Below are 25,362 nucleotides of genomic sequence, written 5' to 3' on the forward strand. Positions count from 1 at the left end.
AAGCACCGACGGCGAAGCCGGTGACAGGCATTGAAGAGAACATGGCGGCCGCAGCGCCGAGCAATGAGCCTTTGGCGACGAAACTGCGGCGCTCGCTGCTGGCCGGGGCATCATCGTTCGGATCATCCTTCATGATCGGCACCGGGCGCCGGCTCAGGCTTGGCGTTGAGCCAGGGCGCAAACAACCGGGTCGCCTGAGGCATCAGCAGGTAGACCACCAGCAGCACGATGGTGATGGTCACCAGTGCGGTGCTGATGACGTAATTGCCCAGCGGTGGAAAGGCCTGGAAGACCGGGCCCCAGAGCAGCGGGATCAACAGGGTCAGCGGACAGATCACGAAGAAGGTGACGACCGCCTGTTTCCAGCGCGGCGGCGGTGGACTGTCGCTGGCAGGGACGAACCAGAACTCGTTGTGCCGGTTGACCTCCGTGAAGTCGCCGTCGGCGAGCATCGGCGCCGCCTCGGCGACCAGTTCGCGGCGCTGTGCGGAGTCCAGCCAGCTTTGCATGACGTCGGTGGAGCAGTACCGCAGCACACAGGTGAACATGTGCAGACCGCCGGATTGACCACGGATCACGTCCACGCCCAGGTGCCCCGGGTAGGTGGCCGCAATGGCCACCGTTCGCCGCAGCCAGGCTTCGTATTGCGCCTCCATGCCTTTCTTGACGCGGTGCTTGATCACCAGCGTGACAATCTCGTCGGGCGACAGTTTGGAGGTCGGCGTGACCTCCGCAGACAAGGCAGACTCAGGCATAGCGAAGCGCTCCGGGCAAGCGAACAGTGAGCGCCAGACGGCCAGGACCGGCGATCAGCACACTGGTAAAAATGATGATCAGCAACCAGCCGAACTGGCCTTGATCGACACTCCAGTCGCTGTGCACCACGACCAGTGCCACCAGCAGCAGGAAGAGAATAGGCAGACAAGCGATTCGCGCCAGGACGCCGGTCAGAATCAGCAGCGGGCACAACACTTCGGCGAAAATCGCCATGCTCAGGGTCAGGGGTGCGCCCAGGTGGAACGGGTCTTCGATCAGTGATAATTGCGCCTTGAAGTCCAGCAACTTGGGCAGCCCATGGACGAACAGCAGGAACAACGAGCCGCTCCCTCGCAGGAACAAAAGCCCCCAGTCCCGAGCACGATCATCGGCAGTTGAATCGTTCATCGCACACCCATGAATTCAGCGATACCCGCCCAGCCGAAACAGCGTGGACGAAAGGTAAAGCCATAGTGTCGCGGTGGGAGATTCAGGTCTTGAACAGACGTGCTGTGAATGGACGGTTTGTGCGTGGGGCAACGTTGCCGCGTACTTGCCAGCGTCTGGCCGGAGCGGTAGGAGCGGTAGGAGCGGTAGGAGCGTGGCTTGTCCCGCGATCTGGCGCGAAGCGGCAGTAAAATCAGGCGACTCGGTTATACCTGACACACCGCATGCACAGGTCTTGCTGCCGGTCCCCGGCAGATCGCGGGACAAGCCACGCTCCTACACCATGCAGGCAGAACCCTTAGAGCTGCACATGTGATGGAAGACAGTTGCTACGGCCTCCGGCCAGAATCAACAACAGTACCGCCGACACATATTCGCTTCTGCTGAAAGCTTTGCTGATGGTTCCCACGCTCCGCGTGGTACCCCATTGAATGACGCTCCGCGTCATCCGGGGTGGGGCGAACTCATGAAACTTGCTCTTTCAGTTGGCTTCCTGAATCTGCCCCTTGCGCTCCATGATCATGCGCTCGCCGCTCTGTTGGCGTTGCTGTTGCAGGGAATCGGAAGTGCCGCCGGAAGAAGGAGAGGAAGAGGAAGAAGATGACGAACCGGATGTCGTGCCGGGTCGTAACGCCGGGTTGGTCGTGCCCGCACCGCCGGTGTCCACACCGATGTTGTTCCTGCGGTTCGGGTTGATGGCGTTGTTAACGCCGTGGGTGCCCATCGCCCCGGTATCCGAAGCGGCGAGCATCAACGGCGACGAAACCGACTGCTGCGCCATGGCGCCACTCGACGCGGCAGTCATGGCTGCCAGCGACAAACACATCAAGGTCTTGCGCGAGCTGATCATCCACGTCTCTCCAGAATTTCCCCAAGGGCCTTTCTTTTCGAGGACAGTCGATCATCAGCGTTCGCTTTTTTTCCGCCTCAATACCTCGGTTTGACCGCTTTCCAGTCGGGCTTGTACTTCTGCATCTGCTTCACGTCGTCCCGTGAACGGATTCCACAGGTCAGGTACTGGTCGTTGAGCTTGCCCAACTGGTCATAGTCCAGTTCAAGGCCCAGGCCCGGGTCGCGGGTGATTTTCACGCAGCCGTCGACGATGGGCAGCTTGCCGCCCTTGATCACTTCTTCGTCCGGTTCCTGCCAGGGGTAATGGGTGTCGCAGGCGAAATCCAGGTTCGGCACCGCCGCGGCCACGTGCGCCATCGCCATCAGGCTGATGCCCAGGTGCGAGTTGGAGTGCATCGACACACCGAGACCGAATGTCTCGCACATCTTCGCCAGCGTCTGGGTGTCGCGCAGGCCGCCCCAGTAATGGTGGTCGGCAAGGACGATCTGCACGCTGTTCTGCGCCACGCTGCGGCGGAACTCGTCAAAATCGGTGACCACCATGTTGGTCGCCAGCGGCAACCCCGTGCGCTGGTGCAACGCGGCCATGCCGTCCAGGCCCGGCGTCGGGTCTTCGTAGTACTGCAGATCGTCTCCCAGCAATTCGGCCATACGGATGGAGGTTTCCAGCGACCAGTTGCCGTTCGGGTCGATGCGCAACGGGTAGCCCGGGAAGGCTTTCTTCAGGGCCTTGATGCACGACACCTCATGCTCGGGATCCAGGGCGCCGGCCTTGAGTTTGATGCTCTTGAAGCCATAGGCCTCGATCATGCGCCGCGCCTGGGCAACGATCTGCTCTTCGCTCAGCGCCTCGCCCCAACTGTCCGGCGCATAAGGCGAATCAGCGTGCTGAGCGTATTTGAAAAACAGGTACGCACTGAACGGCACCTGATCGCGCACCGCACCGCCGAGCAGGTCCACCAGCGGCAGGCTCATCGAACGCGCCTGCAGGTCGAGAAAGGCGACTTCGAACGCCGAATACGCGTTGCTCACCGCTTTGCTCGCGTGCGAGCCCGGCGCCAGCTCGGCGCCTGCAATGCTCGCCGGTTTGTGGGCCGCGACCGTGGCTTTGACCACGGCCTTGAGTTGCGCAAGATTGAACGGGTCCAGGCCGATCAGTTGGCTCTGTACCTGCTGCTGGATCGCCAGCGCCGGCGCGTCGCCGTAACTTTCGCCCAGGCCGATATACCCGTTATCGCTCTCGATTTCGATGATCGAGCGCAGCGCGAAGGGTTCATGGATACCGCTGGCGTTGAGCAGCGGCGGGTCACGGAATGCAATCGGAGTGACAGTAACGCGTGTGATTTTCAAAAGACTTCTCCCGGTCAATCAGGGTGTGAGGCTTGGCTCGCAGCAGGGTCGGGGCTACTTGGCAGCGCGCAGTGCCGCCGTTTTATCCATCGAGGGGCTGGGCGGAACGTTTCGCGGCTTTCCCGGCTGTTCACCTTTGGGCGTAGTGCGGGCAAAGAAGATCACCACCGCGGCCACCAACGAGGTGATCGCCAGGCCGTACAGGCCGCCTTGGATAGAGCCGGTGGTTTGTTCAAGAAAACCGAACGCGGTCGGCGCGACGAAGCCGCCGAGATTGCCGATGGAGTTGATCAGGGCAATCACCGCCGCGGCGATGCGTGCGTCCAGATAGCCCTGAGGAATCGGCCAGAACAGCGCTGACGCCGCCTTGAAACCAATCGCGGCGAAGCAGATGGCGACGAAGGCAAAGATCGGTCCGCCCATGGTCGACATGAACATGCCGCATGCAGCGATCACCAGCGTCACGGCCACCCACGCCTGTTGGTGTTTGAAGCGGGCGGCCAGCGCGGCAAAGCCATACATGGCGACGATGGAAATGATCCAGGGGATCGAGTTGAACATACCGACTTCGAAGTCACTCAGGTTGCCCATCTTCTTGATCATGCTCGGCAGCCAGAACGTTGCGCCATAAATCGTCAGCGCCACCGAGAAGTAGATGAAGCAGAACAGCAGGATCTGCCGGTCCGCCAGCAGCTTGAAGATCGACGGTTTGATCACTTGCGCCGCTTCACGGGCACGCTGCTCTTCTTCGATCGCGCGGATCAGCGCGCCCTTCTCTTCCTCGCTCAGCCACTTGGCTTCGCGGGGATGAGATTGCAACCAGAACCAGACGAAACCGCACAAGGCGATGGACGCAAAACCCTCGATGATGAACATCCACTGCCAGCCGTGCAGGCTCAAGCCGCTGACGCCCAATAACGCACCGGACACAGGGCCGGAAATCACCGACGCGATGGCCGACCCGCTGAGGAAGACCGCCATCGCCTTGCCGCGCTCGTTCGACGGCAGCCACTGCGTGAAGTAATAGATGATGCCGGGGAAGAAGCCCGCTTCCGCCGCGCCGAGAATGAAGCGCAGAACGTAAAAGCTGGTTTCGCCTCGCACGAACGCCATGGCCATGGCCGCTGCGCCCCAGGTGAACATGATGCGGGTCAGCCAGGCGCGGGCACCGTACCGCTGCAGCAACATGTTGGACGGCACTTCGAAGAGCGCGTACCCCACGAAGAACAGGCCGGCACCCAGTCCGTAGGCCGCCGCACCGATGCCGAGGTCGGTCTCCATATGGCTGCGTACGAAGCCGATGTTCACCCGGTCGATGTAGTTGACGATGAACATGATGACGAACAACGGCAGCACGTGCCGCTTTACCTTGGCGGCCGCGCGGGCAAGCACGGTGGGGTCCGTCGTGGGATTGAGGGTATTCAAGGGGCAACTCCCGATCATTGTTTTTTTGGGGATGAGCCGATGATGGACGCCGGTATTGTTCCCGTCTAATCTAGATTGACTGTTGATTGATACCCGGAATATATCAATGTTCGAACTCGCTCAACTGCGCTGTTTCACCACCGTGGCCACGGAACTCAACTTTCGCCGGGCCGCCGAACGGTTGAACATGACCCAACCGCCCTTGAGCCGACAGATTCAATTGCTGGAGCATCACCTGGGCGTCGAACTGTTCACGCGCAGTACGCGAAGCGTGGCACTCACCGCTGCCGGCCGGGCCTTTTTCATCGAAGCGCAGACGCTGCTGGAGCATGCGCAACAGGCTGCCCTGGCCGCCAGGCGAATCGCCGAGGGCGATATCGGGTCGGTGACCATCAGTTTCGTCGGCAGCGCGGTGTATGAATTTCTGCCGAAAGTCATCGCCGAAGCGCGGCTGAACCAGCCGCACGTGAAAATCTCCCTGACCGAAATGAACACCTATTCCCAGCACGAAGCCTTGAGGGCCCGGCGTATCGACCTGGGTATCGTCCGCGCGCCCCTGCTGCAGGTCGGGTACGAGACTGAATGCCTGGTGCGGGAGCCCTTCGTGCTTGCCGTGCCCGGCAGCCATCCGCTGGCCAGCGCCGCTTCGGTGAGCGTTCAGGATCTGGATGCACAACCCTTTCTGATGTATTCGCACTCCGCCTACCCGCCGTTCAACGAGCTGCTCACCGGAACGCTGCGTTCCGCGCAAGTGGCGCCCGAGTACGTGCAGTGGCTGGGTTCTTCGCTGACGATTCTGGCGCTGGTCAACGCGGGGATGGGGTTGGCGCTGGTGCCTCGTTGCGCCACCAACGTGGTGTTCAAGAACGTGGTCTTCCGCGACATTGACCTGGGCGAAGGCGTGCAAAGCGAGCTGCACCTGGTCTGGCGCTCGGACAACGACAACCCGGCATGCATGATGCTGCTGGAAGCCATCCGCGCGGCGGTGAAAGCCGACACGGCGTAACGTGCGCAGCCAAGGTCAGACGCAACCCCTGTAGGAGCGCGCTTGCCCGCGACCTGCCGCGAAGCGGTAGCAAAATCAGACGACCCGGTTATGCCTGACACTCCGCATCCATCGGTTTCGCGGCCGGTTTCCGGCAGATCGCGGGCAAGCGCGCTCCTACAGTCAAAAATGGTGTGAGGAACATTGATGCACGCATCAAGAAAGCGCAGAGCGTTAGCCCCAGCCCGCGTTGCGCGTGTAAACGGCAGTCCAGATACCACGAACCGCCGTTCCGCTCCTCAGGCACTCAATCGAGAAATCACATCATTCAACCCCACCGACAACCCGTGCAGATCCTCACTGGCCGTCTGCGTGCGCAACACATTGCTCTGATTCGTCGTCGCAATCGCCGTGATCTCCGTCAGATTGCGCGAGATGTCCTCAGCCACCGACGTCTGCTCCTCCGCCGCCGTGGCAATCTGACGGTTCATGTCACGGATCGCTTCCACCGCCACCGTGATCCGCTGCAACGAAGAACCGGCCAACGCCACCTGGTCCACGCTTTCCTGACTGCGCGCCTGACCGCTTTCAATCGCCTGAGCCGCATCGATGGCGCCGGTCTGCACCGAACTGATGATCTGATTGATCTCAGCCGTCGACGCCGCCGTACGCTGCGCCAACGTGCGCACCTCATCGGCCACAACCGCGAAACCGCGTCCGGCGTCGCCCGCGCGCGCCGCTTCGATCGCTGCGTTGAGCGCCAGCAGATTGGTCTGCTCGGCAATCCCCCGAATCACTTCCAGCACCTTGCCAATCCGCCCGCTGTCACTTTCCAGACGACGAATGACGTCGGCGGTATTGCTGATCTCGGTGCGCATCTGAGTGATCGCCGTGATGGTCGCGCTCATCACCTTGCCGCCGTCCTGTGAACTGCGGTCGGCCTCATCAGCCGCCTGCGCGGCTTGTGCCGCATGACGCGCCACCTCCTGCGCGGTCGCCGACATCTCGGTCATCGCCGTCGCCACCTGATCGGTGCGCTCGAATTGCTCGTGCGTGCCTTGCGCCATCAAGGCGGCAATTGCCTTCAACTCGCCACCGGCGCTGTCCAGGTCAGTGGTGCTGCGCTTGAGGCGGGTGAAGGTATCCGCAAGGAAATCCCGCAGCGTATTGGCGGCGACCGCCAGCCGTCCCAGCTCATCCTGACGGGTCACATTGACGCGGTCACTGAAACGTCCCTGACTCAACTGCGCGACGTATTCGATCAGCGTTGTGACAGGGCCGACGATGTTGCGATTGACCACCCACAGTGTCAGCACACCCACCAGCAGCGCCGAGGCCAGCATCACCAGCGTGCCGATCAGAATGGTCTGATCCGCCGCGCTGCTGATCGACATCGACTGCGCATCGCTCTGTTTACGCAGGCTGTCCACCAGCTCGCTCATCTGTTCGCTGGCCGCGCGGTCCACACCTTTGACGGCCTGGTCGCCGGCGACCGGATCGCCTCCCGCCGCCACGAAAGCATCACGGCCCTTGCGGTAGGCGACACCCAGTGCGCGGTGCTCATCGCGCAGTGTGTCCACCTGCCCTCGGGTTCCGGCATCCAGAACCGTCATGGCACTCAGGCGCCCCAACGTGTCCTGCACCTGGCGCTCCTGCTCCTCGAACTGAGCCCAGAATTTGTCGCGATCCGCCGGCTGTTTGCCGCGCAAGAGCACGTTCTTCCACTCTTGAACCTGAATCTTGAACTGAAGGTTGGCCTGATCGACCAACTGCGAAGCGTGCAGCGGCCCATCGACCAGGCCTCGGTAAGCATGCACGTTGCCGGAGAGGAACTGGAAACAGGCCAGTGCGACCACTAACACCAGCATCAGGCTGCCGCTGAGCAGCACCAGGATCTGCAACCTCAGGGATTTGAACATAGGGGAAATCTCATCAGGGGGAACTGCCGTCTTCAGCGCCGGGCTCGACAGCGCGCCGAAGATTTGTCTGCTTTTCACCTCCCTGTGCCGCTGCGTTGGTCACGTTCGAAAACGTTTAAAAAACAACAGAGTTACCCAGGTTGTTCGACCCGGCTCACGCGTTCTTTAAGCCGCAAAGAAGACCGCCGACAGACGGTCCGAATCTGTTAAGCAAACGTCTGCAACAGAGGTCAGAAACCTGGTCGCCATGGGACGCCTGATTCTTTTTGACCGAAGTCGCCGGCGCGCGCGTTAACTATCTACTAAACGACGCGTCTGCCCGATCCGTTCGACCCCGAAACACTGCGCGGTTTTGCCTTGCCCGTGGCGCTGTAGGGCTGCCTCGTCAGGTTTGTTGTCCGAACACTTGGGAGGGCCGGCGCAGCACCGGGTCGAACGGGTTGATGTTCTGGCTGATGGACGCCGCCTCGCGTTTGAGCATGTCGACCACGGTCGGCATGCGTTCGGCATTCAGACGATCGCTGATGGTTGCCACGCTCAAGGCAGCGACGGCGCGGCCTTCCCGGTCGAGGATCGGCACGGCGAGTCCGGCCATGCCTTCGAGCACGCCGGTGTTGCGTGAGGCATAGCCCAGGCGGCGTACGTTGTCGATTTCCGAACGCAGCATCACTTCGTCATACAGGTGAAAATCCCGCAGGCGCGGCAGGTTGTAGCGGATCACGGTGTCGCGTTCTTCTTCAGGCAGGAACGCCAGGATCGCCAGGCTGCCCTGCCCGACGCCCAAGGCCACGCGGCCGCCAATGTCGCCGGTGAAGGTGCGGATCGGGTACGGCCCTTCGCTGCGGTCCAGGCAGACGGCATCGAAGCCGCTGCGCGCCAGCAGGAACAGCGAGTCGCCCAAAGAGGCCGACAAGCGCAGCAGGCTGGGTCGCACCACGTCGCGCAGGTTGCCGGTCTGTCCCGCTCTCGCGGCCAGGGCGAAAAACTCCAGACTCAGGCGATACCGTTTGCTGCGCGCATCCTGCTCGACCATCCCTTCGTCCATCAGGCTGCGCAGCAATCGATGGGTCGTGGGTTGCGACAGCCCGACCTGTTGTGCGAGTTGCGTCACCCGTTCACCGCCTTCGGGGCATTCACCCAGACAGCGCAGGACCGCGAACAGGCGCGAAACCGCGCCGACGCCCGCGTCCTTTGATTCATTTTTATTCCGTTCAGTGGAATTCATTAGCGGTGATTCCTTCATTCAATCCACTCAATGAATAAAGTTGAAAAAATCACTCACTCAGTGAAATTCGGCGTTGAGCCATCCTATTCCCGGGCATAGGATCAGTCCACAGGGCGATTTGAATAACAGCGGCAGCCGACCCAGATCGAGCGCCAGCGTCCGCAGGCTTGCCAGCATTCCGGTGCGCCTTCTCTCTTCGCATCTGCCCATAAAAAACGCATGCCACAGGTGTGCACGAAAACGAGGTGGAAGCAGCCATGGCTTTTCTTCAGCTCCAGGCACTCTGTAAACGTTACGGCCCCGTCGATGCGGTGGTTGCCACTGATCTCTCGGTGGAAAAAGGCGAGTTCGTTTCCCTGCTCGGCCCGTCAGGCTGCGGCAAGACCACCACACTGCAAATGATCGCCGGCTTCGTGGACGTCAGCGCCGGACGCATCCTGCTCGACGGGCGCGACATCACCCATGCAAAGCCGGCGAGCCGGGGCCTGGGCGTGGTCTTCCAGTCGTACGCGCTGTTCCCGCACATGACCGTGCGCGACAACGTCGCCTTCGGCCTGAAAATGCGCAAGGTGGCTGCGGCCGATGTGCAGCGCCGCGTGTCGCGGGTGCTGGAACTGGTGCGCCTGGACCAGCACGCCGAACGCTATCCCCGTGAACTGTCCGGCGGTCAGCGTCAGCGTGTGGCGCTGGCGCGCGCACTGGTGATCGAACCACCGGTCCTGTTACTCGACGAGCCGTTGTCCAACCTCGACGCCAATCTGCGCGAAGAGATGCAATTCGAGATTCGGCGCATTCAGCGCGAAGTTGGCATCACCACCCTGATGGTGACCCACGATCAGGCCGAAGCCCTGTCGATCAGCGATCGCGTGGTGGTGATGCAGGCCGGTCGCATTACACAGATCGACGAGCCCTACAAACTGTACGAGCACCCCCGCACGCGTTTCATTTCCGGTTTTGTCGGCAAGGCCAATCTGCTGCAAGGCGACCGGGATCACGGCGGTACGGCACACGTGCGCCAGCAACAGGGCGACGGCGAACTGATCCTCAGTCTGCGCCCGGAAAAAATCGATCTGGTGGAGGCCGGCGAAGGTCGCCTTCAGGGCCGGATTGTCACCCGCTATTTCCTGGGCAGTCAGTGGTTGTACCGCGTCGAGACGTCCATCGGTGAGCTGACCGTCGTGCGTCGCAACAATGGCGACGCGCCGTTCAACGAAGGCACTGCCGTCGGCCTCGACTGGTCCACTGAATTGCTGCGCGTGCTGACTGCCGACGAGGTGTCGGCATGAGTGGCGCAAGCGTGCTGCGCGACACCGGTCGCGGCTACCTGTTGTCGGCGCCTGCGCTGGCACTGTTCGTGGGTCTGTTGGTGTTGCCGTTGCTGCTGACCCTGGTGCTGTCGTTCAACGTGTTCGATTACCAGGTCGGGGTCAAAGGTGATGCCTGGACCTTTGCGCAGTACCTGAGCCTGATCACCGATTCGTACTTTTACGAGATATTCTTCCGCACCTTCTGGATCAGCGCGCTGGTGACCCTGCTGTGCGTGGTGATCGGTGTTCCCGAGGCGTACATCCTCAGTCGCATGGGCACGCCGTGGCGCTCGATCTTTCTGATTCTGATCCTCACCCCGCTGCTCATTTCGGTGGTGGTCCGCGCCTTTGGCTGGAGCTTGTTGCTGGGCGCCGACGGGTTGATCAACCAGGCCATCCAGGCGCTGGGCGGCCGTCCGGTCAAACTGCTCTACACCCCGTTCGCCGTGATCCTTGCGCTGGTCCACGTGATGCTGCCGTTCATGATCATCCCGGTCTGGACTTCACTGCAGAAGCTCGACGCCTCGGCCGAACAGGCTGCGTTGTCGCTGGGCGCGACGCAAGCCAAGGTGATGCGCCTGGTGGTGTTGCCGCAGGTCATGCCCGGCGTGTTGTCCGGCACCTTGATCGTGTTCGGTCTGTCCGCCAGCTCCTTTGCGATTCCCGGGTTGCTCGGCGGACGCCGTCTGAAGATGGTCGCGACCGTCGTCTACGACCAGTACCTCTCGGAACTCAACTGGCCCATGGGCGCCGCCATCGCGGTTGCGCTGCTGTTGATCAACCTGCTGGTCATGCTGTCGTGGAACCGGCTGGTCGAAGGTCGCTATAAAAAATCCCTGGGGGAATGATCGATGTCCAAGAACGGTCCTCTGGCCCTGTCCTTTCACGCCCTGGTCGTGGTGTTCATGCTGGCGCCGCTGGTGATGGTGTGTCTGGTGGCATTCACCCCGGAAAACACCCTGAGCCTGCCGTGGCACGGTTTCTCCCTGCGCTGGTTCGCTGCGGTGTTCGAGCGCGCCGACTTCATTCAGTCCTTCTACAACAGCCTGATGCTTGCGGTCGTGGCTGCGACCCTCGCGACGCTGATCGCCGTGCCCGCCGCCCTGGCGATCACCCGCTATCAGTTCCCGGGACGCAACTTCCTCAATGGCCTGTTTCTGTCGCCGATCATCATCCCGCACCTGGTGCTCGGTGTGGCGATGCTGCGTCTGTTCGCCCTGATGGGTGTCAATGGCAGTTTCGTCTGGCTGATGTTCGCCCATGTCGTGGTGATCACGCCTTACGTGTTGCGCCTGGTGATCGCTGCGGCCATCGGCGTTGATCGCAGCGCCGAACAGGCCGCCGAATCCCTGGGCGCCGGTCGCTTCACGCTGTTCCGCCAGATCACCTTGCCGATGATCCTGCCCGGCGTTGCCGGTGGCTGGCTGCTGGCGTTCATCAACAGTTTCGACGAAGTGACGCTGTCGATCTTCGTCACTTCACCGTCGACCCAGACCTTGCCGGTGCGCATGTACGTCTACGCCACCGAATCCATCGACCCAATGATGGCGGCCGTGTCGGCGCTGGTGATCGCACTGACGGCCGCCACCATGATCATCCTCGACCGGGTTTACGGGCTGGACCGCGTGCTTGTGGGTCGTCACTGATGTGCACGACACGAATGGATCAAAACCGCCCCTTCTGCTTTTACCGGATAGAGAACGCACCATGGCTTTGCTGAAACGTCTGGCAGAACAGGACCGCGACGTCCTGCCATTTACCCTCGATGGCCAACCCGCCACCGGTTTGCAAGGCGACACCCTGCTGACCGCTGTGCTGACCAGAGCCGATGCGTTGCGCGGCAGCGACTTCAGCGCCGAGCCCCGTGCGGGGTTCTGCCTGATGGGCGCCTGCCAGGATTGTTGGGTGAGACTCGAGGACGGTCGCCGGGTGCGCGCCTGCACCACCCTGCTGGAGGCCGGACACTGCGTCAGCCGCGAACCGGGGCGGACCCTATGAACCCTTCGGGCCTTGTCATCATCGGTGCGGGGCCGGCCGGCATCCGCGCAGCCCAGACCTTGGCGGCCTACGGCCTGCGACCTAGCCTGATCGACGAGAGCCTGCGTGGTGGCGGGCAGATCTATCGCCGCCAGCCCGAAAACTTCAAGCGTCCGGCCAAGGCGCTTTATGGCTTTGAGGCCGCGAAAGCGCAGGCGGTGCACGCGACACTGGACCGGCTTGCGGCCGACATCGATTACCGCCCGCAAACCCTGGTCTGGAACGCCGAAGCGCAGACGCTGGACACACTGCACAACGGCGTCGCGGCCCAACTGCCCTACGCGCATCTGATCGTGGCGACCGGCGCGACCGACCGTATCCTGCCGGTACCGGGCTGGACGCTGCCCGGCGTCTACAGCCTGGGTGCCGCGCAAATCGCCTTGAAATTCCAGGGCTGCGCTATCGGCGAACGCGTGGTGTTCGCCGGCAGCGGGCCTTTGCTGTATCTGGTGGCTTACCAGTACGCCAAGGCGGGCGCGAAGGTGGCGGCGGTGCTCGACAGCTCGCCGCTGTCCGCGCAAACCCGCGCCCTGCCCGCGTTGCTCGGTCAACCGGCGACCCTCGCCAAAGGCCTGTATTACCGGGGTTGGCTCACTGCCCATGGCGTGCCGGTGCATCAAGGGGTTCAACTGGACAGCATACAAGGCGAGCAGCGGGTGCAGAGTGTGCGCTGGCGTCAGGGCGAGCATGAAAAGACGCTCGATTGCGATGCCGTGGCCTTTGCTCACGCATTGCGCAGCGAAACTCAACTCGCCGATCTGCTGGGCTGTGCCTTCAGCTGGAGTGAGCTCAACCGCGCCTGGTTGCCGACCCGGGATACGTGTGGCCGCAGCAGCGTTGAAGGCGTGTATCTGGCGGGCGACGGCGCGGGCATCATGGGTGCCGACGCCGCCGAGATGGCGGGCGAGCTCGCCGCCTTGACCCTTCTTGGCGACACCGGTCATCAGGTCGATGCAGCGCGCAGCATGGCGCTGCGGCACAAGCTCGACGCCATCCAGCGCTTCCGTCACGGGCTGGAAACGGCGTTCCCTTTCCCCGAGGACTGGGCCGCCAACGCCCCTGACAGCCTGACCGTGTGCCGCTGTGAAGAGGTCAGCGCAGGCGAGATCCGACAAACCGTCGAACAAGGCCATTGGGAGATCAACCGTGTAAAAGCCATGTGTCGCGTCGGCATGGGCCGCTGTCAGGGACGGATGTGCGCCATGGCGGCCACAGAGATCGTCGCTCACGCCTCAGGCCGGGACGTTGCCAGTGTGGGTCGACTGCGCGGCCAGGCGCCGATCAAGCCGATTCCGTTCGGCGTGGAGGTGGAGCAATGAGCCTGCCGATCGAAAGGGATGCCGTCGTGATTGGCGGTGGCATCGTCGGCGCGTCCGCCGCGTTGTTTCTGGCCAGAAGCGGCCAGCGTGTGGCGTTGCTGGAGCGTGATTTTTTCGGCGCTCATTCCAGTGGCGTTAACTACGGCGGCGTGCGGCGCCAAGGCAGGCCGCTTTCGCAGTTGCCGCTGTCGCAAAGGGCCCACGCGATCTGGGGCCACCTGGAAAACCTGATCGGGATCGACGGCGAATACCTGCGCTCCGGCCATCTGAAGCTGGCACGCAGTGACAAGGACATGGCGGCGCTGGTGGCCTACGAGCAGGCGTCTCAAGGATTTGGACTGAACCTGCAATTGCTCGACCGCGACCAGTTGCGCGCCCGCTTCCCGTGGGCCGGTGATGTGGCCGTAGGCGCCTCGCTGTGCGCCGATGACGGGCACGCGAACCCGCGCATCGTTTCACCGGCGTTTGCCCATGCCGCACGTCGAGCCGGTGCCGACGTCTGCGAGCAGGCACCTGTGTCCGACGTCAGTCATGACGGCCATGGCTTCACCGTCCGCACGGCCAGCGGCCGGACCTTTCGCGCACCCTGGCTGCTGAATTGCGCAGGCGCATGGGCCGCGGCGCTGGCGGAACAGTTTGGCGAACCGGTACCGATGCGCTCGGGGCACCCCGCGATGCTGGTCACCGAACCGCTGCCGATGTTCATGGACGTCAGCACCGGTGTCGAAGGCGGTGGCATTTATGCCCGTCAGGTCGCGCGCGGCAACTGTGTGTTGGGCGGCGGTCAGGGCTTTGCACTGGATCCCGCCACGGCGCGTCCCGGCCAGGCGGCGATTCTCGACATCCTGCGTAACGCCATCGAGCTCTATCCGCCGCTGGCCGGGGCTCAGGCCATTCGCACCTGGAGCGGCACCGAAGGGTATTTGCCGGACCGCGAGCCGGTGCTGGGCGCCAGCTCGACGCAACCGGGCCTGCTGCACGGTTTTGGTTTCGCCGGTTCCGGCTTTCAGATCGGCCCGGCGGCGGGCGAGGCTCTGGCACAAATTGTCTGCACCGGCGCGCCGTCGATCCGACTCGACGCCTTTTCGATCCAGCGTTTTCAACCCGTTTCCCAGCCCACGCTACCGACCGCACCGCCCGCTCCCGCTCACGCGGACAACGTCATCCCATTGTTCAGAGGAAGATCGCAGCCATGAAACACATGAACATCGTTAAACGTTTTGCCCTGACCGGCCTGTCTTGTCTGCCCTTTGCCGCCCTGCTCACCTCGCTGCCGGCACAGGCCGAGCCGACGCTGTACCTGGGCATGAACGGCGGCACCATGGAGCGCCTGTACGCCGACCAGGTGCTGCCCGCCTTCGAAAAGGCCAATCACGTCAAAGTGGTGATCGTACCCGGTACCTCGTCGGACATCCTGGCCAAGGTTCAGGCCAGCAAGGACAACCCGCAGATGCACGTGATGTTCCTCGACGACGGCATCATGTACCGCGCGATTTCCATGGGGCTGTGCGGCAAGCTGCAACCGAGCGCAACCCTGGCGGACATTCCGGACAAGGGCAAGATCAAGGACGAAGCCGTGGCGGTCAGCCTCGGGGTGACGGGCCTGGCATACAACACCAAAATGTTCGAGGAGAACGGCTGGAAGGCGCCGACGTCGTGGGCTGACATGGCCGACAAGCGTTACAAGGACAAGCTGGTGTTTCAGTCGCTCGCCTCCTCGACCTTTGGCCTGCATGGCTTCCTGATGTTCAACCGGTTGCAGGGCGGCAGTGAAACCAATGTCGAGCCTGGGTTCAAAGCCTGGCCGACGACCGTCGGGCCGAACGTGCTGGAGTACATCGCAAGCTCGGCGAAAATTTCCGAAATGGTCCAGACCGGCGAAGCGGCGCTGTTTCCGCTGACCCCGACCCAGGTCACCGCGCTGAAGCTCAAGGGCGTGCCGGTCGAATACGCGCCGCCCAAGGAAGGCGCCGTGGTGTTGAACGTCGCTGAATGCACCATCGCCAACAACGACCAGCCGGAACTGGCGCAGAAGCTGGCGGAATTCCTGCTGACACCGGAAGCACAGGCCCCGGCGCTGGAGATGGGCGACCAGATCCCGTCCAACCCGAAAACGCCGACCACCGAACGTACGCGAGGCCAGGTGGAAGCGATGAACAAATACCTGGAAACCGCGGTGACCATCGATTGGGATCAGGTTAACCAGCTTCGCCCGCAATGGAACGCACGCTGGAGCAAGACCATCGAGCGGTAAACTGCCTGGCGGAATGCGGTGGGTCAGTGACTGTTGATGTTGCTGATCCACCGCATTCGCCAGCAAGCCGGCTCCCACAGGTCCGAGGCTTGGACACAAGTGCGTGCCTCAACGCGGTCCCCTGTAGGAGCCGTCCGAGGTTACGAGGGCCGCGAATGCGGTGTTTACGTCACTGGTGATGTTGCTGACCCACCGCATTCGCCAGCAAGCCGGCTCCCACAGGTTTTGCGTCCGGCGCGAATCATCGGAACGCCGCGAACCCTGTAGGAGCCGTCCGAGGTTACGAGGGCCGCGAAGGCGGTGGGTCATGCACCATTGATGTTGCTGGCCTGCCGCATTCGCCAGCAAGCCGGCTCCCACAGGTCCGAGGCATGGACACAGGTTCGTGCATCAACCCGGTCCCCTGTGGGAGACGTCCGAGGTTACGAGGGTATGGGCCGCACTTCGGACGAATGCAGTGTCATTCACTCACGATGCCGATGCGCCAACCGAACATTGCTTCCAACTATCCCCCCTCGCGACGGTCACACCTTTGATACCCCACTGACTGATGACGAGGCCGGATGAGTTTCATTCTTTGCATGACCGTGCTCGGCGTCCTGTTGATGCTGCTCGCACTGACCTCCTCTTACCTGCGCTGGCTTCCGGTTACGACGTCCGCGGTGTGCCTGGCGTTCGGCGCCGGTATGGGGCCCTGGGGCCTGGACCTCGTGCAACTGGACATTCGCGACGCCCGCCACTGGCTGGAGCGCCTGACCGAGGTTGCGGTGCTGTTTTCGCTGTTCAACACCGGAATCAAGCTGCGTCTGCCACTGAATCGCAAAGCCTGGCATTCGGCATACCTGCTGGCCGGCCCGGTGATGCTCGCCAGTATTCTGGGCGTGGCCCTCGTCGCGCACTACCTGCTTGAGGTGCCATGGGCCATAGCGCTTCTGCTCGGCGCGATGCTCTCGCCCACCGACCCCGTTCTGGCAGGACTGGTGCAGGTCAACAACGCGCAGGATTTCGACCGGGTCCGCTTTGGCCTTTCTGGGGAAGCGGGCTTGAACGACGGAACCGCTTTTCCTTTCGTTATCTTCGCCCTGCTGTTCCTCAGTCATGGCCCCTCGGACTTCACCTGGGTGCAGGGCTGGCTGCTGAAGAGCCTGATCTGGGGGGTTCCCGTCGCCCTGCTGATCGGCTACGGATTAGGCCGGGGCGTCGGGCATCTGATGATCTACCTGCGGATCAAGAACGCCGACAGTACCAGTTCACCCAATGACTTTCTGGCCCTTGCCCTGATCGCGGTGGCATACGTCGTCGCTCAAGGCCTGGGCGCCTTTGGCTTCCTTTCGGTATTTGCCGCAGGTCTGGGGCTGCGACACGCCGAAGCCCGCACCACTCAATCGGACCTTCCTTCCGAGCATGTTGCCAAACCGGTATTGGGGCACATGGACAGCGACCCCAAGGCGGCCACGGTGACCCGACACGAAGAACTCAGCGAATCACAGTTGGCGGCCGGCGTCATGATGGGGGACATGCTCGCCTTTGGCAGTCTGGTGGAACGGGCCATGGAAGTGCTGTTGATCACCCTGCTCGGCGCGGCCATTGCCTTTTACTGGGACTGGCGGGCGGTCGGCCTGGGCCTTGCGTTGTTCTGTGTGATCCGTCCCCTTAGCGTCTGGCTGCTGATAAGCGGACGACTGCTTTCCCGGCCACAAAAAGCACTGGTGGGATGGTTCGGGATCCGCGGCATCGGCACGTTGTATTACCTGTGTTACGCGCTGTCTCACGGTTTGCCCGGCGACGTCGTGCAGACCACCATCGGTTTGACATTGTCCGTGGTCGCGCTAAGTATTTTGCTTCACGGCATCAGCATCCAGCCCTTGCTAGAGCGTTACGAGAAAAACATGTCGAGAGAGTGCGAACGTTCTGAATTGAAATCTGAGGGGTGAGTTCGCGACAGGTTTATGACGCGCCGCGCATCAGGTCCTGCGGGAGCTCCGACGCCCACCAGGGGAAATAGCCGCACACCTCTTGATAGAGCACGTCGATCAAGTCATCGGAACAAGCGATTGGACGCTCTACCTCCCGGTCGGTAGCTTGCTCACTAATTGATTTCGTCAGTTGCGCCGCGTCTGCAATGTGGCCAAAAGTCGCAGATTGGTGCCCTCACAAGGACCTGCCGTCGTGTCGTCCGACACGCTCGCGCATCGAGACCGGATGCTTTGAATCACCCCTATAGTTGCGTGGCACGTGACCTGGTGTCGTGGTGCCGGCCTTTGCGTGCGAGTCCAGAAAAATGTCCATCAATACGCCTCAACAGATCGCTGAAATCACCATTGAAGCCGGGGTGAAGAAATCGCATCTGCCCACCCTTTCGATTCTGGTCCTGGGATTTCTGGCCGGTGCGTTCATCGCGCTGGGTTTTCTGCTCGACATCCATGTCAGCACCATGATCCCCGCCCCATGGGCCTCGCTGGGTAATCTGCTGGGCGCTGCCGTATTTCCCATTGGCCTGATCCTGGTGATCCTGGCCGGCGGCGAGCTGTTGACCGGCAACATGATGAGCTTGCCCACCGCGCTGTTCGCTGGACGCATTCCGCTGAGCGCCGTCGCGCGCAACTGGGTGCTGGTGACCGTCGCCAACCTGCTCGGCGCCCTGTTCATTGCTTACTTCTTCGGCCATGTACTGGGCCTGACGGAAGGCGCCTATCTGGCCAAGACACTGGCCATCGCCAAAGCCAAGGCAAGCGCTGACTTCGCTCAGGCGTTCATCTCGGGTATCGGCTGCAACTGGCTGGTGTGCCTTGCCGTCTGGCTGTCCTACGCGAGCAAGGACGTCACCGGCAAGATCCTCGGCATGTGGTTCCCGATCATGGCGTTCGTCGCCATCGGTTTTCAGCACGTGGTCGCCAATATGTTCGTGATCCCTGCGGCCATCTTCGCCGATGCGCTGAGTTGGGGACAGTTTGTCGAAAACTTCTTCGCCGTGTTTCTGGGCAACGCGGTAGGAGGTGCAATTTTTGTCGGGCTGGCGTATTACGTATCGTATTCAAAGGCTTTCCCCCGCTCGACAGTCGAGCAAGATGCAGCGATCATCGACCACTCGGGAAGCCAGAAAATTTAAACGTTTCAATCGCGGGACGTTCAAAGCAACGTCACGCGGTTTGCTTCTGCCACGCAGCATGTTGTCGAGAAAAACTATGTCGGATCGGGTTCTGATAGACGGATATTCACGCAAGGTCGATTACGTTCGCATGTCCGTGACTGATCGGTGCGACTTCCGTTGCGTGTACTGCATGGCGGAGGACATGACGTTCCTGCCCCGCCAACAGATCCTCTCGCTTGAAGAAATCCAGCAGATTGCCGAGCGCTTCGTGGCGCTGGGCACCAAAAAGATCCGCCTGACCGGTGGCGAGCCGCTGGTACGCGCTGGCATCGTCGGCCTGTGCAAGAACATCGCCGCCCTGCCCGGCTTGCGCGAGTTGTGCATGACCACCAACGGGTCGCAACTGGAGAGGCTCGCTGCGCCCTTGTTCGACGCAGGCCTCAAGCGTTTGAACATCAGCCTGGACAGCCTGGACCCCGTTCGCTTCAAGGAACTGACGCGCACCGGTGAACTGGACAAGGTCATCGCGGGCATCGATGCCGCCAACGCGGCCGGTTTCACGCACACCAAGCTCAATTGTGTGGTCATGCAGGGCCGCAACGATCACGAGGTCAACGATCTGGTGGCGTTTGCCATCGACCGGGGCCTGGACATCACGTTCATTGAAGAAATGCCGTTGGGCGTCATCAGTGAACACAGCCGTGCCGAGTCGTTTTTTTCCAGCGAACAGGTGCGCGAACGCATCGCCGAACGTTACACCCTGATCCATTCCACCGAGTCGACCCAAGGCCCGTCACGCTACTGGCGTCTGGCCGAGACGCCTGACATACGCGTGGGCTTCATTTCGCCCCACAGCCACAATTTCTGCGCGACCTGCAACCGGGTTCGCGTCACCGTCGAGGGCCGTCTGTTGCTGTGCCTGGGCAACGAGCATTCGGCCGACCTCAAAGCCGTCCTTCGGGCCAATCCCGGTCAACCGGAAAAGCTGGAAAACGCCCTGATCGAAGCCATGAAGCTGAAGCCCTACCAGCACAATTTCGAGATCAACGACGACGTGCAGGTGGTGCGGTTCATGAACATGACGGGCGGCTGATACGCCCTGGTTTGGTTTGTCCTGACGTCCAAACTGTTCCGCCTTCGGCGGGTTACTTGAAAAGACCCCCCTCTTTGTTTCAAGAGGCAGCCAAGGGTCTGCTCCCGGTTGGGCCCTCCTGCGTCGGGTTGCTCACTCCGGCGACGCTCCGTGGGCCCCTAACTCAATAACTGGCTGACCACCGCCCGCAACTTCCCCGGCTTGACGGGCTTGTTCAGCAGCGGCGCGCCGAGCGCCTGCAAGGATCGACGGCACAGATCGGTACGGTCGGCGGTGATCATCACGCACGGGATTTCCAGGCCGAAATGCGCGCGAAGGTCCGCCACCACCTCGCACCCCAGCACGCCGTGGTCAAGGTGAAAGTCAAACAGGATCAGTTCCGGCGCGCGCTCCTGCAGTACGCTGTAGCACGCCGCCTGATCGGTCGCGGTGAGCACCTCACAGCCCCATTGCCCCAACAGCGCCGCCATGCTTTCGAGAATGCTGATCTCGTTGTCCAGCACCAGCAAACGCCGCCCCGGCAGCGGATTGCCTGCACCCGGCAACTGCTGCGCAACCATATTGATTGGCGCTGGCATGTCGGCCGACAACGGCACGTCGATCGAGAACACCGAACCGCGCCCCGGCTGCGAACGCACCTGAATCGCACAACCGAGAATCCGGCCGATGCGCTCCACGATCGCCAGCCCCAGCCCGACGCCTTTACGGTCCGCCGCGCGGCCGACGTCCAGTTGGTTGAACTCCAGAAAAACAGCCTCCAGTTGGTCCTCGGCTATACCGCGTCCTGTGTCCCACACCTCAACGCGTAACCACTCGCCACGCTGACGAGCGCCCAGCAAAATGCCGCCGTGTTCGGTGTAGCGGCAGGCGTTGCTGAGAAAGTTACGCAGGATGCGCGTCAACAGACGCAGGTCTGTCCGCACCGCCAGCGGGGGGATGCGCGCCCGCAGCGTCAACCCCGCCGCCGCGGCCACCGGCTCGAACTCGGACACCAGTGGTGCCAGGATTTCTTCCAGCCGATACAGCTCGATGTCCGGTTTGATCGACGCCCGGTCGAGTTTGGCAATGTCCAGCAGGTCAGTGAGCAGGTCTTCCGCCCCTTCCAGCGCCTGATGCGTGCGCTCCACCAACGTATGCTCGGGACTGGGCAACGCGCGCTCCCGCAAGGTGGAGATCAACAGCCGCGCCGCGTTCAATGGCTGCAGCAGGTCATGGCTGGCCGCCGCGAGGTACTTGTCCTTGCTGTGGTTGGCGGCCTCGGCGGCGTCTCGGGCTTCACGCAGATCATGTTCGATCTGCTCTCGCTGGATGATCTGCTGTTGCAGGTTGCGGTTGGCTTCCAGCAACTCGTCGGTGCGGGCCGCCACGCGTAACTCGAGCTGGTCGTTGAGCTCCTGCAAACGTTGCTGCGCCAGCTTACGCTCGGTGATGTCGGCCACGAAGCCTTCGAACAGGCCATCCTCGTCCGGCTTGAGCAGCAGGTTCATCACGACGTCGACGTAGCTGCCGTCATGGCGCCGCAAGCGGGTTTCATAACCTTGCAGGCTGTGTTCGCGCTGCAGCACCTGGGCAATGGCGTTCAGTTCCACCTGACCGCCAATGAACAGCGTGCTGGCGAGGTCATTCAGCAACAACAGCACTTCGTGCTCATCGCGGTAACCCAGCATGCGCGCCAGTGCCGGGTTCGCGGCGCGCAGGCCTTGGTGGAGACTGGCCTGAAAGATGCCGTGGACGGCATTTTCAAACAACCACTTGTATCGGTTGCGCTCGGTTTCCAGCTCACCGAGACGCAGGGTCAGTTCCGGGTAATGGCTTTTTCGGGTCGAGTGATTGCCCAACCCGAGCAGCGCTGTCAGCGCGCCTTGATGAACGTCAGAGGGCTTCGCCATAGACCACTTCAACGTCCCGCTGACTGGAAACACGCGGATTGGTCAGGATGCACGGGTCGCCCATCGCGTGCTGAGACAGAAACGGGATGTCGGCCATGCTCACGCCTTGCAGACCGAGGGTTTCGTGAAAACCGACCTGATGTTTGAGCGCGATCAGGTGTTCCACCAGGCGTTTGCTGATGGCGACGTGATTCAGGCCCCGGCAGTCGATCCCCAGGGTTTCCGCGATCACTTTGAAGCGGTCCGGTGCCGAGCTGTAGTTGAACGCCACCACGTGCTCGACCAGCACCGCATTGCACAGGCCGTGCGGCAGGTCCAGAAAGCCGCCCAGACTGTGGGACATGGCATGCACCGCCCCCAGGATGGCGTTGGAGAACGCCAGACCGGCCTGCATGCTGCCGAGCATGATCTTCTCGCGCAGGGCAATGTCGGCAGGATTGGCGATCATCTGCACCAGATTGCCATTGATCAGGCGCATGGCTTCCAGGGCGTGCGGGTCGGTCAGCGGACCGTGGCCGGTCGAGACGAACGCCTCGATGGCGTGAACCAGCGCATCAATGCCGGTACAGGCAGACAGGAACGGGTCCATGCTGAGCGTGGTTTCCGGGTCGATCAGCGAGACGTCGGGCACGACGGCCTTGCTGACGATGGAGAATTTCATGCGTTCCTGCTGATCGGAAATGATCACGAACTGCGACACGTCGGCAGAGGTGCCCGCCGTGGTCGGGATCAAAATCAGCGGCGGGCTCGGCACGCGGATGGTGTCGACCCCTTCGAATTCCAGGATGTTGCGTCCATGGGCCACCGCGATGCCGATGCCCTTGCCGCAATCCATCGGGCTGCCGCCGCCCACCGCGACGATCACATCGCAATGGTGTTCACGGTACAGCTCGGCGCCCAGCATGACTTCTTCGACCCGAGGGTTAGGCGACACGCCGCTGTAGATGAAGTACTCCAGACCGTGGGCCTGCAAACTGGCTTCGACATCGGCCACCCAGCCGGCGGCGATGACGCCGGGGTCACTGACCACCAGCACTTTACGCGCACCGAAGGTTTTGGCGTAGTTGCCCACGCTGTGACGACTGCCCGCACCGAAAATGATTTCCGGGGACACGAATTTACGCAGCTGGTTGAGGCTTTGGCTCATATCAAGCGCATTCTTGTTGTTATTAGAGAATGAACGCCAGCCTAGAGCATCTGCGGGGTAATGCAATAAGACCAACGACTGACGGTGTCGGCTCATGGCGAAGGTCTTCGTGCGGGAGAGAAGACCCGGTCAACGTTGATTGACCGGGCATGCCGATCAGCGGTTGGCGAAGTACATGGTCACTTCAAAACCAATACGCAAATCGGTGAACGCTGGTTTATTCCACATGGGCCTTTCCTCTTGTCATTCTGGGTAGCGCCGGGTGGTCCGGCACGTTCATTAGCGCACAAGGGCGATGACCGACAAATAGTACTTTGGGACTGATGAATCAGGTATTGGTCGCGCTCAGCCCCTCCGATCACAACGCTTGTATCAGCGCTTGGTCACCAGGTCCTTGGGCAGTTTGAAGGTCCAGAGCATGCCGCCCTGGTTGAAATCCTTCACCCGTTTGGCCACCTCGCCCCCCCACAGCGGTACGGCGCCTCCCCAGCCGGACAGCACCGACACGTACTGTTCGCCGTCCATCTCCCAAGTGACCGGCGAGCCCAATACGCCGGAACCGGTCTGGAACTCCCAGACCTTGTCGCCGGTTTTGGCATTGAACGCCTGCAGGAAACCTTCCGGGGTGCCAGTGAACACCAGGTTGCCTTTGGTCGCCAGCACGCCACCCCACAACGGGGCGTAGTTCTTGTGACGCCAGACTTCCTTGCCGGTTTTCGGGTCGATGGCGCGCAGCACGCCGATGTAATCCTCGTTCAGCGGTTTGATGGTGAAGCCTGCGCCGAGGAACGCTGCACCTTTCTTGTAGGCAATGCCTTCGTTCCAGATGTCCATGCCCCACTCGTTGCCCGGCACGTAGAACAGACCGGTGTCGGGGCTGTAGGCCATCGGCATCCAGTTCTTGGCACCCAGGAACGCCGGAGCCACGAACGCCGACGAGCCCTTGGCTTCGCCGTCAGGCGCGCCAGGCCGGCTGGCATCGATGTAGATCGGTCTGCCATCCTTGTCCAGGCCGCTGGCCCAGGTGATCTTGTCGGCGAACGGGAAACCACGAATGAATTTCCCGTCCTTGCGATTGAGCACATAGAAGAAGCCGTTGCGGTCGGCCGTCGCTGCGGCCTGAATGGTCTTGCCGTTTTCCTGATAGTCGAATGAAATCAGCTCATTCACACCGTCGTAATCCCAGCCATCATGGGGTGTGCTCTGGAAATGCCATTTGATGGTGCCGTCGTCGGGGTTCAGTGACAGGCGCGACGAGGAATACAGGTTATCGCCCGGCCGCATGTGCGAGTTCCACGGCGACGGGTTGCCGGTGCCAATCAGGATCTGGTTATTGCTCGGGTCGTAATAACCGCCAAGCCAGGGTGCCGCGCCGCCGGTCTTCCACAGGTCACCCGGCCAGGTCTTGTTAGCCTCGCCACCGGTGATGCCGTTTTCGACGGCCTGACCGTCTTTGTAGACGTACCCCATGTTGCCTTCGACGGTCGGACGCGACCACAACAAGGTGCCGTTTTTAGGGTCATAGGCCTCGACTTTGCCGACCACGCCAAACTCGCCCCCGGCGACACCGGTGATGAGCTTGCCGTTGACGATCATCGGTGCCGCACTGATGGAATAACCGGCCTTGTGGTCAGCGACCTGCTTGCTCCACACCACTTTCCCTGTGTCTTTGTTGAGCGCGACCAGCTTGGCATCGAGGGTGCCGAAATACACCAGATCGCCGTACAGCGCCACGCCCCGGTTGATCACGTCACAGCACGGGCGAATGTCGTCAGGCAGGCGCGCGTCATATTGCCAGAGCTTCTTGCCGGTGCGAGCGTCCACCGCGAACACCCGTGAGTAGGAGCCGGTGAGGTACATCACCCCGTCCTTGACCAACGGTTGCGCCTGCTGGCCACGCTGCTTTTCACCGCCAAACGAGAAGGCCCACACCGGTCGCAGGTCCTTCACGTTATCGGTGTTGATGATGTCCAGCGGGCTAAAACGCTGGCCCTGCACGCCCAGGCCGTTGGTGACGATCTGGTTGGGGTTCTTGGGGTCCTGGAGGATTTCTTCGTCGGTCACGGCGGCCAGGAGGCTGCCGGACGACAGCATGGCGCTGACCAGCAGGCCCAGTGCGAAAGATTGGCGACGTGCGGGTTGAATCATGACGGCTGCCTCTGTGGTTTATTGTTGTTGTGTTCCTTTCGGGACATTGCCCCGATCAAGACGATTGTTGGCGGTGCGTCCGGCCCCCACAATTGCCCGCAGTGCGGAGGTTTCTAGT

Annotated in this window: 22 protein-coding genes; 11 read left to right on the forward strand and 11 right to left on the reverse strand. The window is 61.9% G+C overall.

Going from position 1 to position 25,362, the window contains the following annotated elements; translation table 11 throughout:
• Positions 1-122: 122 nt before the first annotated feature.
• The 5 genes from BMY73_RS01805 to BMY73_RS01825 all read right to left on the reverse strand — a co-directional run bounded on the left by BMY73_RS01805 (position 123) and on the right by BMY73_RS01825 (position 4,830).
• Positions 123-755: an antibiotic biosynthesis monooxygenase gene (locus tag BMY73_RS01805; protein WP_092404600.1), complete on the reverse strand. Its 633-nt coding sequence runs from the start codon at positions 753-755 to the stop codon at positions 123-125.
• Positions 748-1,164, reverse strand: a complete 417-nt coding sequence (locus tag BMY73_RS01810) for a DoxX family protein (protein ID WP_092404602.1) — start codon at positions 1,162-1,164, stop codon at positions 748-750. Before BMY73_RS01810 ends, BMY73_RS01805 begins: the two co-directional genes overlap by 8 nt.
• Positions 1,165-1,684: 520 nt before the next feature.
• Entirely contained in the window at positions 1,685-2,053 is a 369-nt protein-coding gene (locus tag BMY73_RS27750; protein ID WP_139214067.1) for a hypothetical protein, read from the reverse strand.
• 77 nt (positions 2,054-2,130) lie between these two features.
• Complete coding sequence (locus BMY73_RS01820; RefSeq protein WP_092404606.1) at positions 2,131-3,405, reverse strand: glucarate dehydratase family protein; 1,275 nt, start codon at positions 3,403-3,405, stop codon at positions 2,131-2,133.
• 54 nt (positions 3,406-3,459) lie between these two features.
• On the reverse strand, positions 3,460-4,830 hold the full coding sequence (locus BMY73_RS01825) for an MFS transporter (protein WP_175500110.1): 1,371 nt from the start codon (positions 4,828-4,830) through the stop codon (positions 3,460-3,462).
• Positions 4,831-4,936: 106 nt separating this feature from the next.
• On the opposite strand from BMY73_RS01825, the gene BMY73_RS01830 reads away from it, so the two are divergent.
• Positions 4,937-5,836 carry a LysR family transcriptional regulator gene (locus tag BMY73_RS01830; RefSeq protein WP_062389152.1) on the forward strand — a complete coding sequence of 300 codons (900 nt, stop codon included), beginning with the start codon at positions 4,937-4,939 and terminating at the stop codon, positions 5,834-5,836.
• Between the two features lie 278 nt (positions 5,837-6,114).
• On the opposite strand, the gene BMY73_RS01835 is transcribed toward BMY73_RS01830, so the two are convergent.
• The gene (locus tag BMY73_RS01835) at positions 6,115-7,734 is read right to left on the reverse strand and encodes a methyl-accepting chemotaxis protein (RefSeq protein WP_092404610.1); all 1,620 of its coding nucleotides are present in this window, start codon (positions 7,732-7,734) and stop codon (positions 6,115-6,117) included.
• Positions 7,735-8,119: 385 nt separating this feature from the next.
• Entirely contained in the window at positions 8,120-8,959 is an 840-nt protein-coding gene (locus tag BMY73_RS01840) for an IclR family transcriptional regulator (protein WP_062389159.1), read from the reverse strand.
• A 257-nt stretch (positions 8,960-9,216) separates the two neighbouring features.
• Here BMY73_RS01840 and BMY73_RS01845 point away from each other — a divergent pair, with 257 nt between their 5' ends.
• The 10 genes from BMY73_RS01845 to moaA all read left to right on the forward strand — a co-directional run bounded on the left by BMY73_RS01845 (position 9,217) and on the right by moaA (position 20,060).
• Positions 9,217-10,245, forward strand: a complete 1,029-nt coding sequence (locus tag BMY73_RS01845) for an ABC transporter ATP-binding protein (RefSeq protein ID WP_092404612.1) — start codon at positions 9,217-9,219, stop codon at positions 10,243-10,245.
• On the forward strand, positions 10,242-11,114 hold the full coding sequence (locus BMY73_RS01850; protein WP_062389166.1) for an ABC transporter permease: 873 nt from the start codon (positions 10,242-10,244) through the stop codon (positions 11,112-11,114). The genes BMY73_RS01845 and BMY73_RS01850 overlap by 4 nt, the downstream gene beginning before the upstream one ends.
• Positions 11,115-11,117: 3 nt before the next feature.
• Positions 11,118-11,912 (forward strand): ABC transporter permease, encoded by a 795-nt coding sequence (locus BMY73_RS01855; protein WP_062389169.1) that lies wholly within the window; start codon positions 11,118-11,120, stop codon positions 11,910-11,912.
• 61 nt (positions 11,913-11,973) lie between these two features.
• A complete protein-coding gene (locus BMY73_RS01860) occupies positions 11,974-12,264 on the forward strand; it encodes a (2Fe-2S)-binding protein (protein WP_092404614.1) in 291 nt (96 codons plus the stop codon).
• Positions 12,261-13,622, forward strand: coding sequence for an FAD/NAD(P)-dependent oxidoreductase (locus tag BMY73_RS01865; RefSeq protein WP_092404616.1), 1,362 nt, complete (start codon positions 12,261-12,263; stop codon positions 13,620-13,622). The genes BMY73_RS01860 and BMY73_RS01865 overlap by 4 nt, the downstream gene beginning before the upstream one ends.
• Entirely contained in the window at positions 13,619-14,818 is a 1,200-nt protein-coding gene (locus BMY73_RS01870; protein WP_092404618.1) for an NAD(P)/FAD-dependent oxidoreductase, read from the forward strand. The genes BMY73_RS01865 and BMY73_RS01870 overlap by 4 nt, the downstream gene beginning before the upstream one ends.
• Positions 14,819-14,823: 5 nt before the next feature.
• Positions 14,824-15,876: an ABC transporter substrate-binding protein gene (locus BMY73_RS01875; RefSeq protein WP_092404736.1), complete on the forward strand. Its 1,053-nt coding sequence runs from the start codon at positions 14,824-14,826 to the stop codon at positions 15,874-15,876.
• A gap of 563 nt (positions 15,877-16,439) precedes the next feature.
• A complete protein-coding gene (locus BMY73_RS01880; protein ID WP_092404620.1) occupies positions 16,440-17,810 on the forward strand; it encodes a cation:proton antiporter in 1,371 nt (456 codons plus the stop codon).
• A 347-nt stretch (positions 17,811-18,157) separates the two neighbouring features.
• On the forward strand, positions 18,158-18,985 hold the full coding sequence (locus tag BMY73_RS01885; protein WP_062382599.1) for a formate/nitrite transporter family protein: 828 nt from the start codon (positions 18,158-18,160) through the stop codon (positions 18,983-18,985).
• A gap of 76 nt (positions 18,986-19,061) precedes the next feature.
• Positions 19,062-20,060, forward strand: a complete 999-nt coding sequence (gene moaA, locus BMY73_RS01890) for a GTP 3',8-cyclase MoaA (RefSeq protein WP_092404622.1) — start codon at positions 19,062-19,064, stop codon at positions 20,058-20,060.
• 158 nt (positions 20,061-20,218) lie between these two features.
• On the opposite strand, the gene BMY73_RS01895 is transcribed toward moaA, so the two are convergent.
• From BMY73_RS01895 to BMY73_RS01910, 4 genes are all read right to left on the reverse strand, one after another.
• Complete coding sequence (locus BMY73_RS01895) at positions 20,219-21,949, reverse strand: PAS domain-containing hybrid sensor histidine kinase/response regulator (RefSeq protein ID WP_092404624.1); 1,731 nt, start codon at positions 21,947-21,949, stop codon at positions 20,219-20,221.
• Positions 21,933-23,096 (reverse strand): alcohol dehydrogenase-like regulatory protein ErcA, encoded by a 1,164-nt coding sequence (gene ercA, locus BMY73_RS01900; RefSeq protein ID WP_062382593.1) that lies wholly within the window; start codon positions 23,094-23,096, stop codon positions 21,933-21,935. The genes BMY73_RS01895 and ercA overlap by 17 nt, the downstream gene beginning before the upstream one ends.
• 156 nt (positions 23,097-23,252) lie before the next feature.
• A complete protein-coding gene (gene pqqA, locus BMY73_RS01905) occupies positions 23,253-23,324 on the reverse strand; it encodes a pyrroloquinoline quinone precursor peptide PqqA (RefSeq protein ID WP_010455123.1) in 72 nt (23 codons plus the stop codon).
• A 144-nt stretch (positions 23,325-23,468) separates the two neighbouring features.
• Positions 23,469-25,244: a PQQ-dependent methanol/ethanol family dehydrogenase gene (locus tag BMY73_RS01910; protein WP_092404626.1), complete on the reverse strand. Its 1,776-nt coding sequence runs from the start codon at positions 25,242-25,244 to the stop codon at positions 23,469-23,471.
• Between the last annotated feature and the right edge of the window lie 118 nt (positions 25,245-25,362).

The organism is Pseudomonas sp. NFACC02, from assembly GCF_900110765.1.
Taxonomy (GTDB): domain Bacteria; phylum Pseudomonadota; class Gammaproteobacteria; order Pseudomonadales; family Pseudomonadaceae; genus Aquipseudomonas.

Excerpts from the sequence above, each read along its gene's own strand:
- BMY73_RS01895 (WP_092404624.1), bottom strand. The coding sequence starts at position 21,949 with ATGGCGAAGCCCTCTGACGTTCATCAAGGCGCGCTGACAGCGCTGCTC.
- BMY73_RS01845 (WP_092404612.1), top strand. The coding sequence starts at position 9,217 with ATGGCTTTTCTTCAGCTCCAGGCACTCTGTAAACGTTACGGCCCCGTC.
- BMY73_RS27750 (WP_139214067.1), bottom strand. The coding sequence starts at position 2,053 with ATGATCAGCTCGCGCAAGACCTTGATGTGTTTGTCGCTGGCAGCCATG.
- BMY73_RS01885 (WP_062382599.1), top strand. The coding sequence starts at position 18,158 with ATGTCCATCAATACGCCTCAACAGATCGCTGAAATCACCATTGAAGCC.
- BMY73_RS01860 (WP_092404614.1), top strand. The coding sequence starts at position 11,974 with ATGGCTTTGCTGAAACGTCTGGCAGAACAGGACCGCGACGTCCTGCCA.
- BMY73_RS01870 (WP_092404618.1), top strand. The coding sequence starts at position 13,619 with ATGAGCCTGCCGATCGAAAGGGATGCCGTCGTGATTGGCGGTGGCATC.
- BMY73_RS01910 (WP_092404626.1), bottom strand. The coding sequence starts at position 25,244 with ATGATTCAACCCGCACGTCGCCAATCTTTCGCACTGGGCCTGCTGGTC.
- moaA (WP_092404622.1), top strand. The coding sequence starts at position 19,062 with ATGTCGGATCGGGTTCTGATAGACGGATATTCACGCAAGGTCGATTAC.
- ercA (WP_062382593.1), bottom strand. The coding sequence starts at position 23,096 with ATGAGCCAAAGCCTCAACCAGCTGCGTAAATTCGTGTCCCCGGAAATC.
- BMY73_RS01850 (WP_062389166.1), top strand. The coding sequence starts at position 10,242 with ATGAGTGGCGCAAGCGTGCTGCGCGACACCGGTCGCGGCTACCTGTTG.
- BMY73_RS01855 (WP_062389169.1), top strand. The coding sequence starts at position 11,118 with ATGTCCAAGAACGGTCCTCTGGCCCTGTCCTTTCACGCCCTGGTCGTG.
- BMY73_RS01840 (WP_062389159.1), bottom strand. The coding sequence starts at position 8,959 with ATGAATTCCACTGAACGGAATAAAAATGAATCAAAGGACGCGGGCGTC.
- BMY73_RS01810 (WP_092404602.1), bottom strand. The coding sequence starts at position 1,164 with ATGAACGATTCAACTGCCGATGATCGTGCTCGGGACTGGGGGCTTTTG.
- BMY73_RS01880 (WP_092404620.1), top strand. The coding sequence starts at position 16,440 with ATGAGTTTCATTCTTTGCATGACCGTGCTCGGCGTCCTGTTGATGCTG.
- BMY73_RS01865 (WP_092404616.1), top strand. The coding sequence starts at position 12,261 with ATGAACCCTTCGGGCCTTGTCATCATCGGTGCGGGGCCGGCCGGCATC.
- BMY73_RS01805 (WP_092404600.1), bottom strand. The coding sequence starts at position 755 with ATGCCTGAGTCTGCCTTGTCTGCGGAGGTCACGCCGACCTCCAAACTG.
- BMY73_RS01830 (WP_062389152.1), top strand. The coding sequence starts at position 4,937 with ATGTTCGAACTCGCTCAACTGCGCTGTTTCACCACCGTGGCCACGGAA.
- BMY73_RS01875 (WP_092404736.1), top strand. The coding sequence starts at position 14,824 with ATGAACATCGTTAAACGTTTTGCCCTGACCGGCCTGTCTTGTCTGCCC.
- BMY73_RS01835 (WP_092404610.1), bottom strand. The coding sequence starts at position 7,734 with ATGTTCAAATCCCTGAGGTTGCAGATCCTGGTGCTGCTCAGCGGCAGC.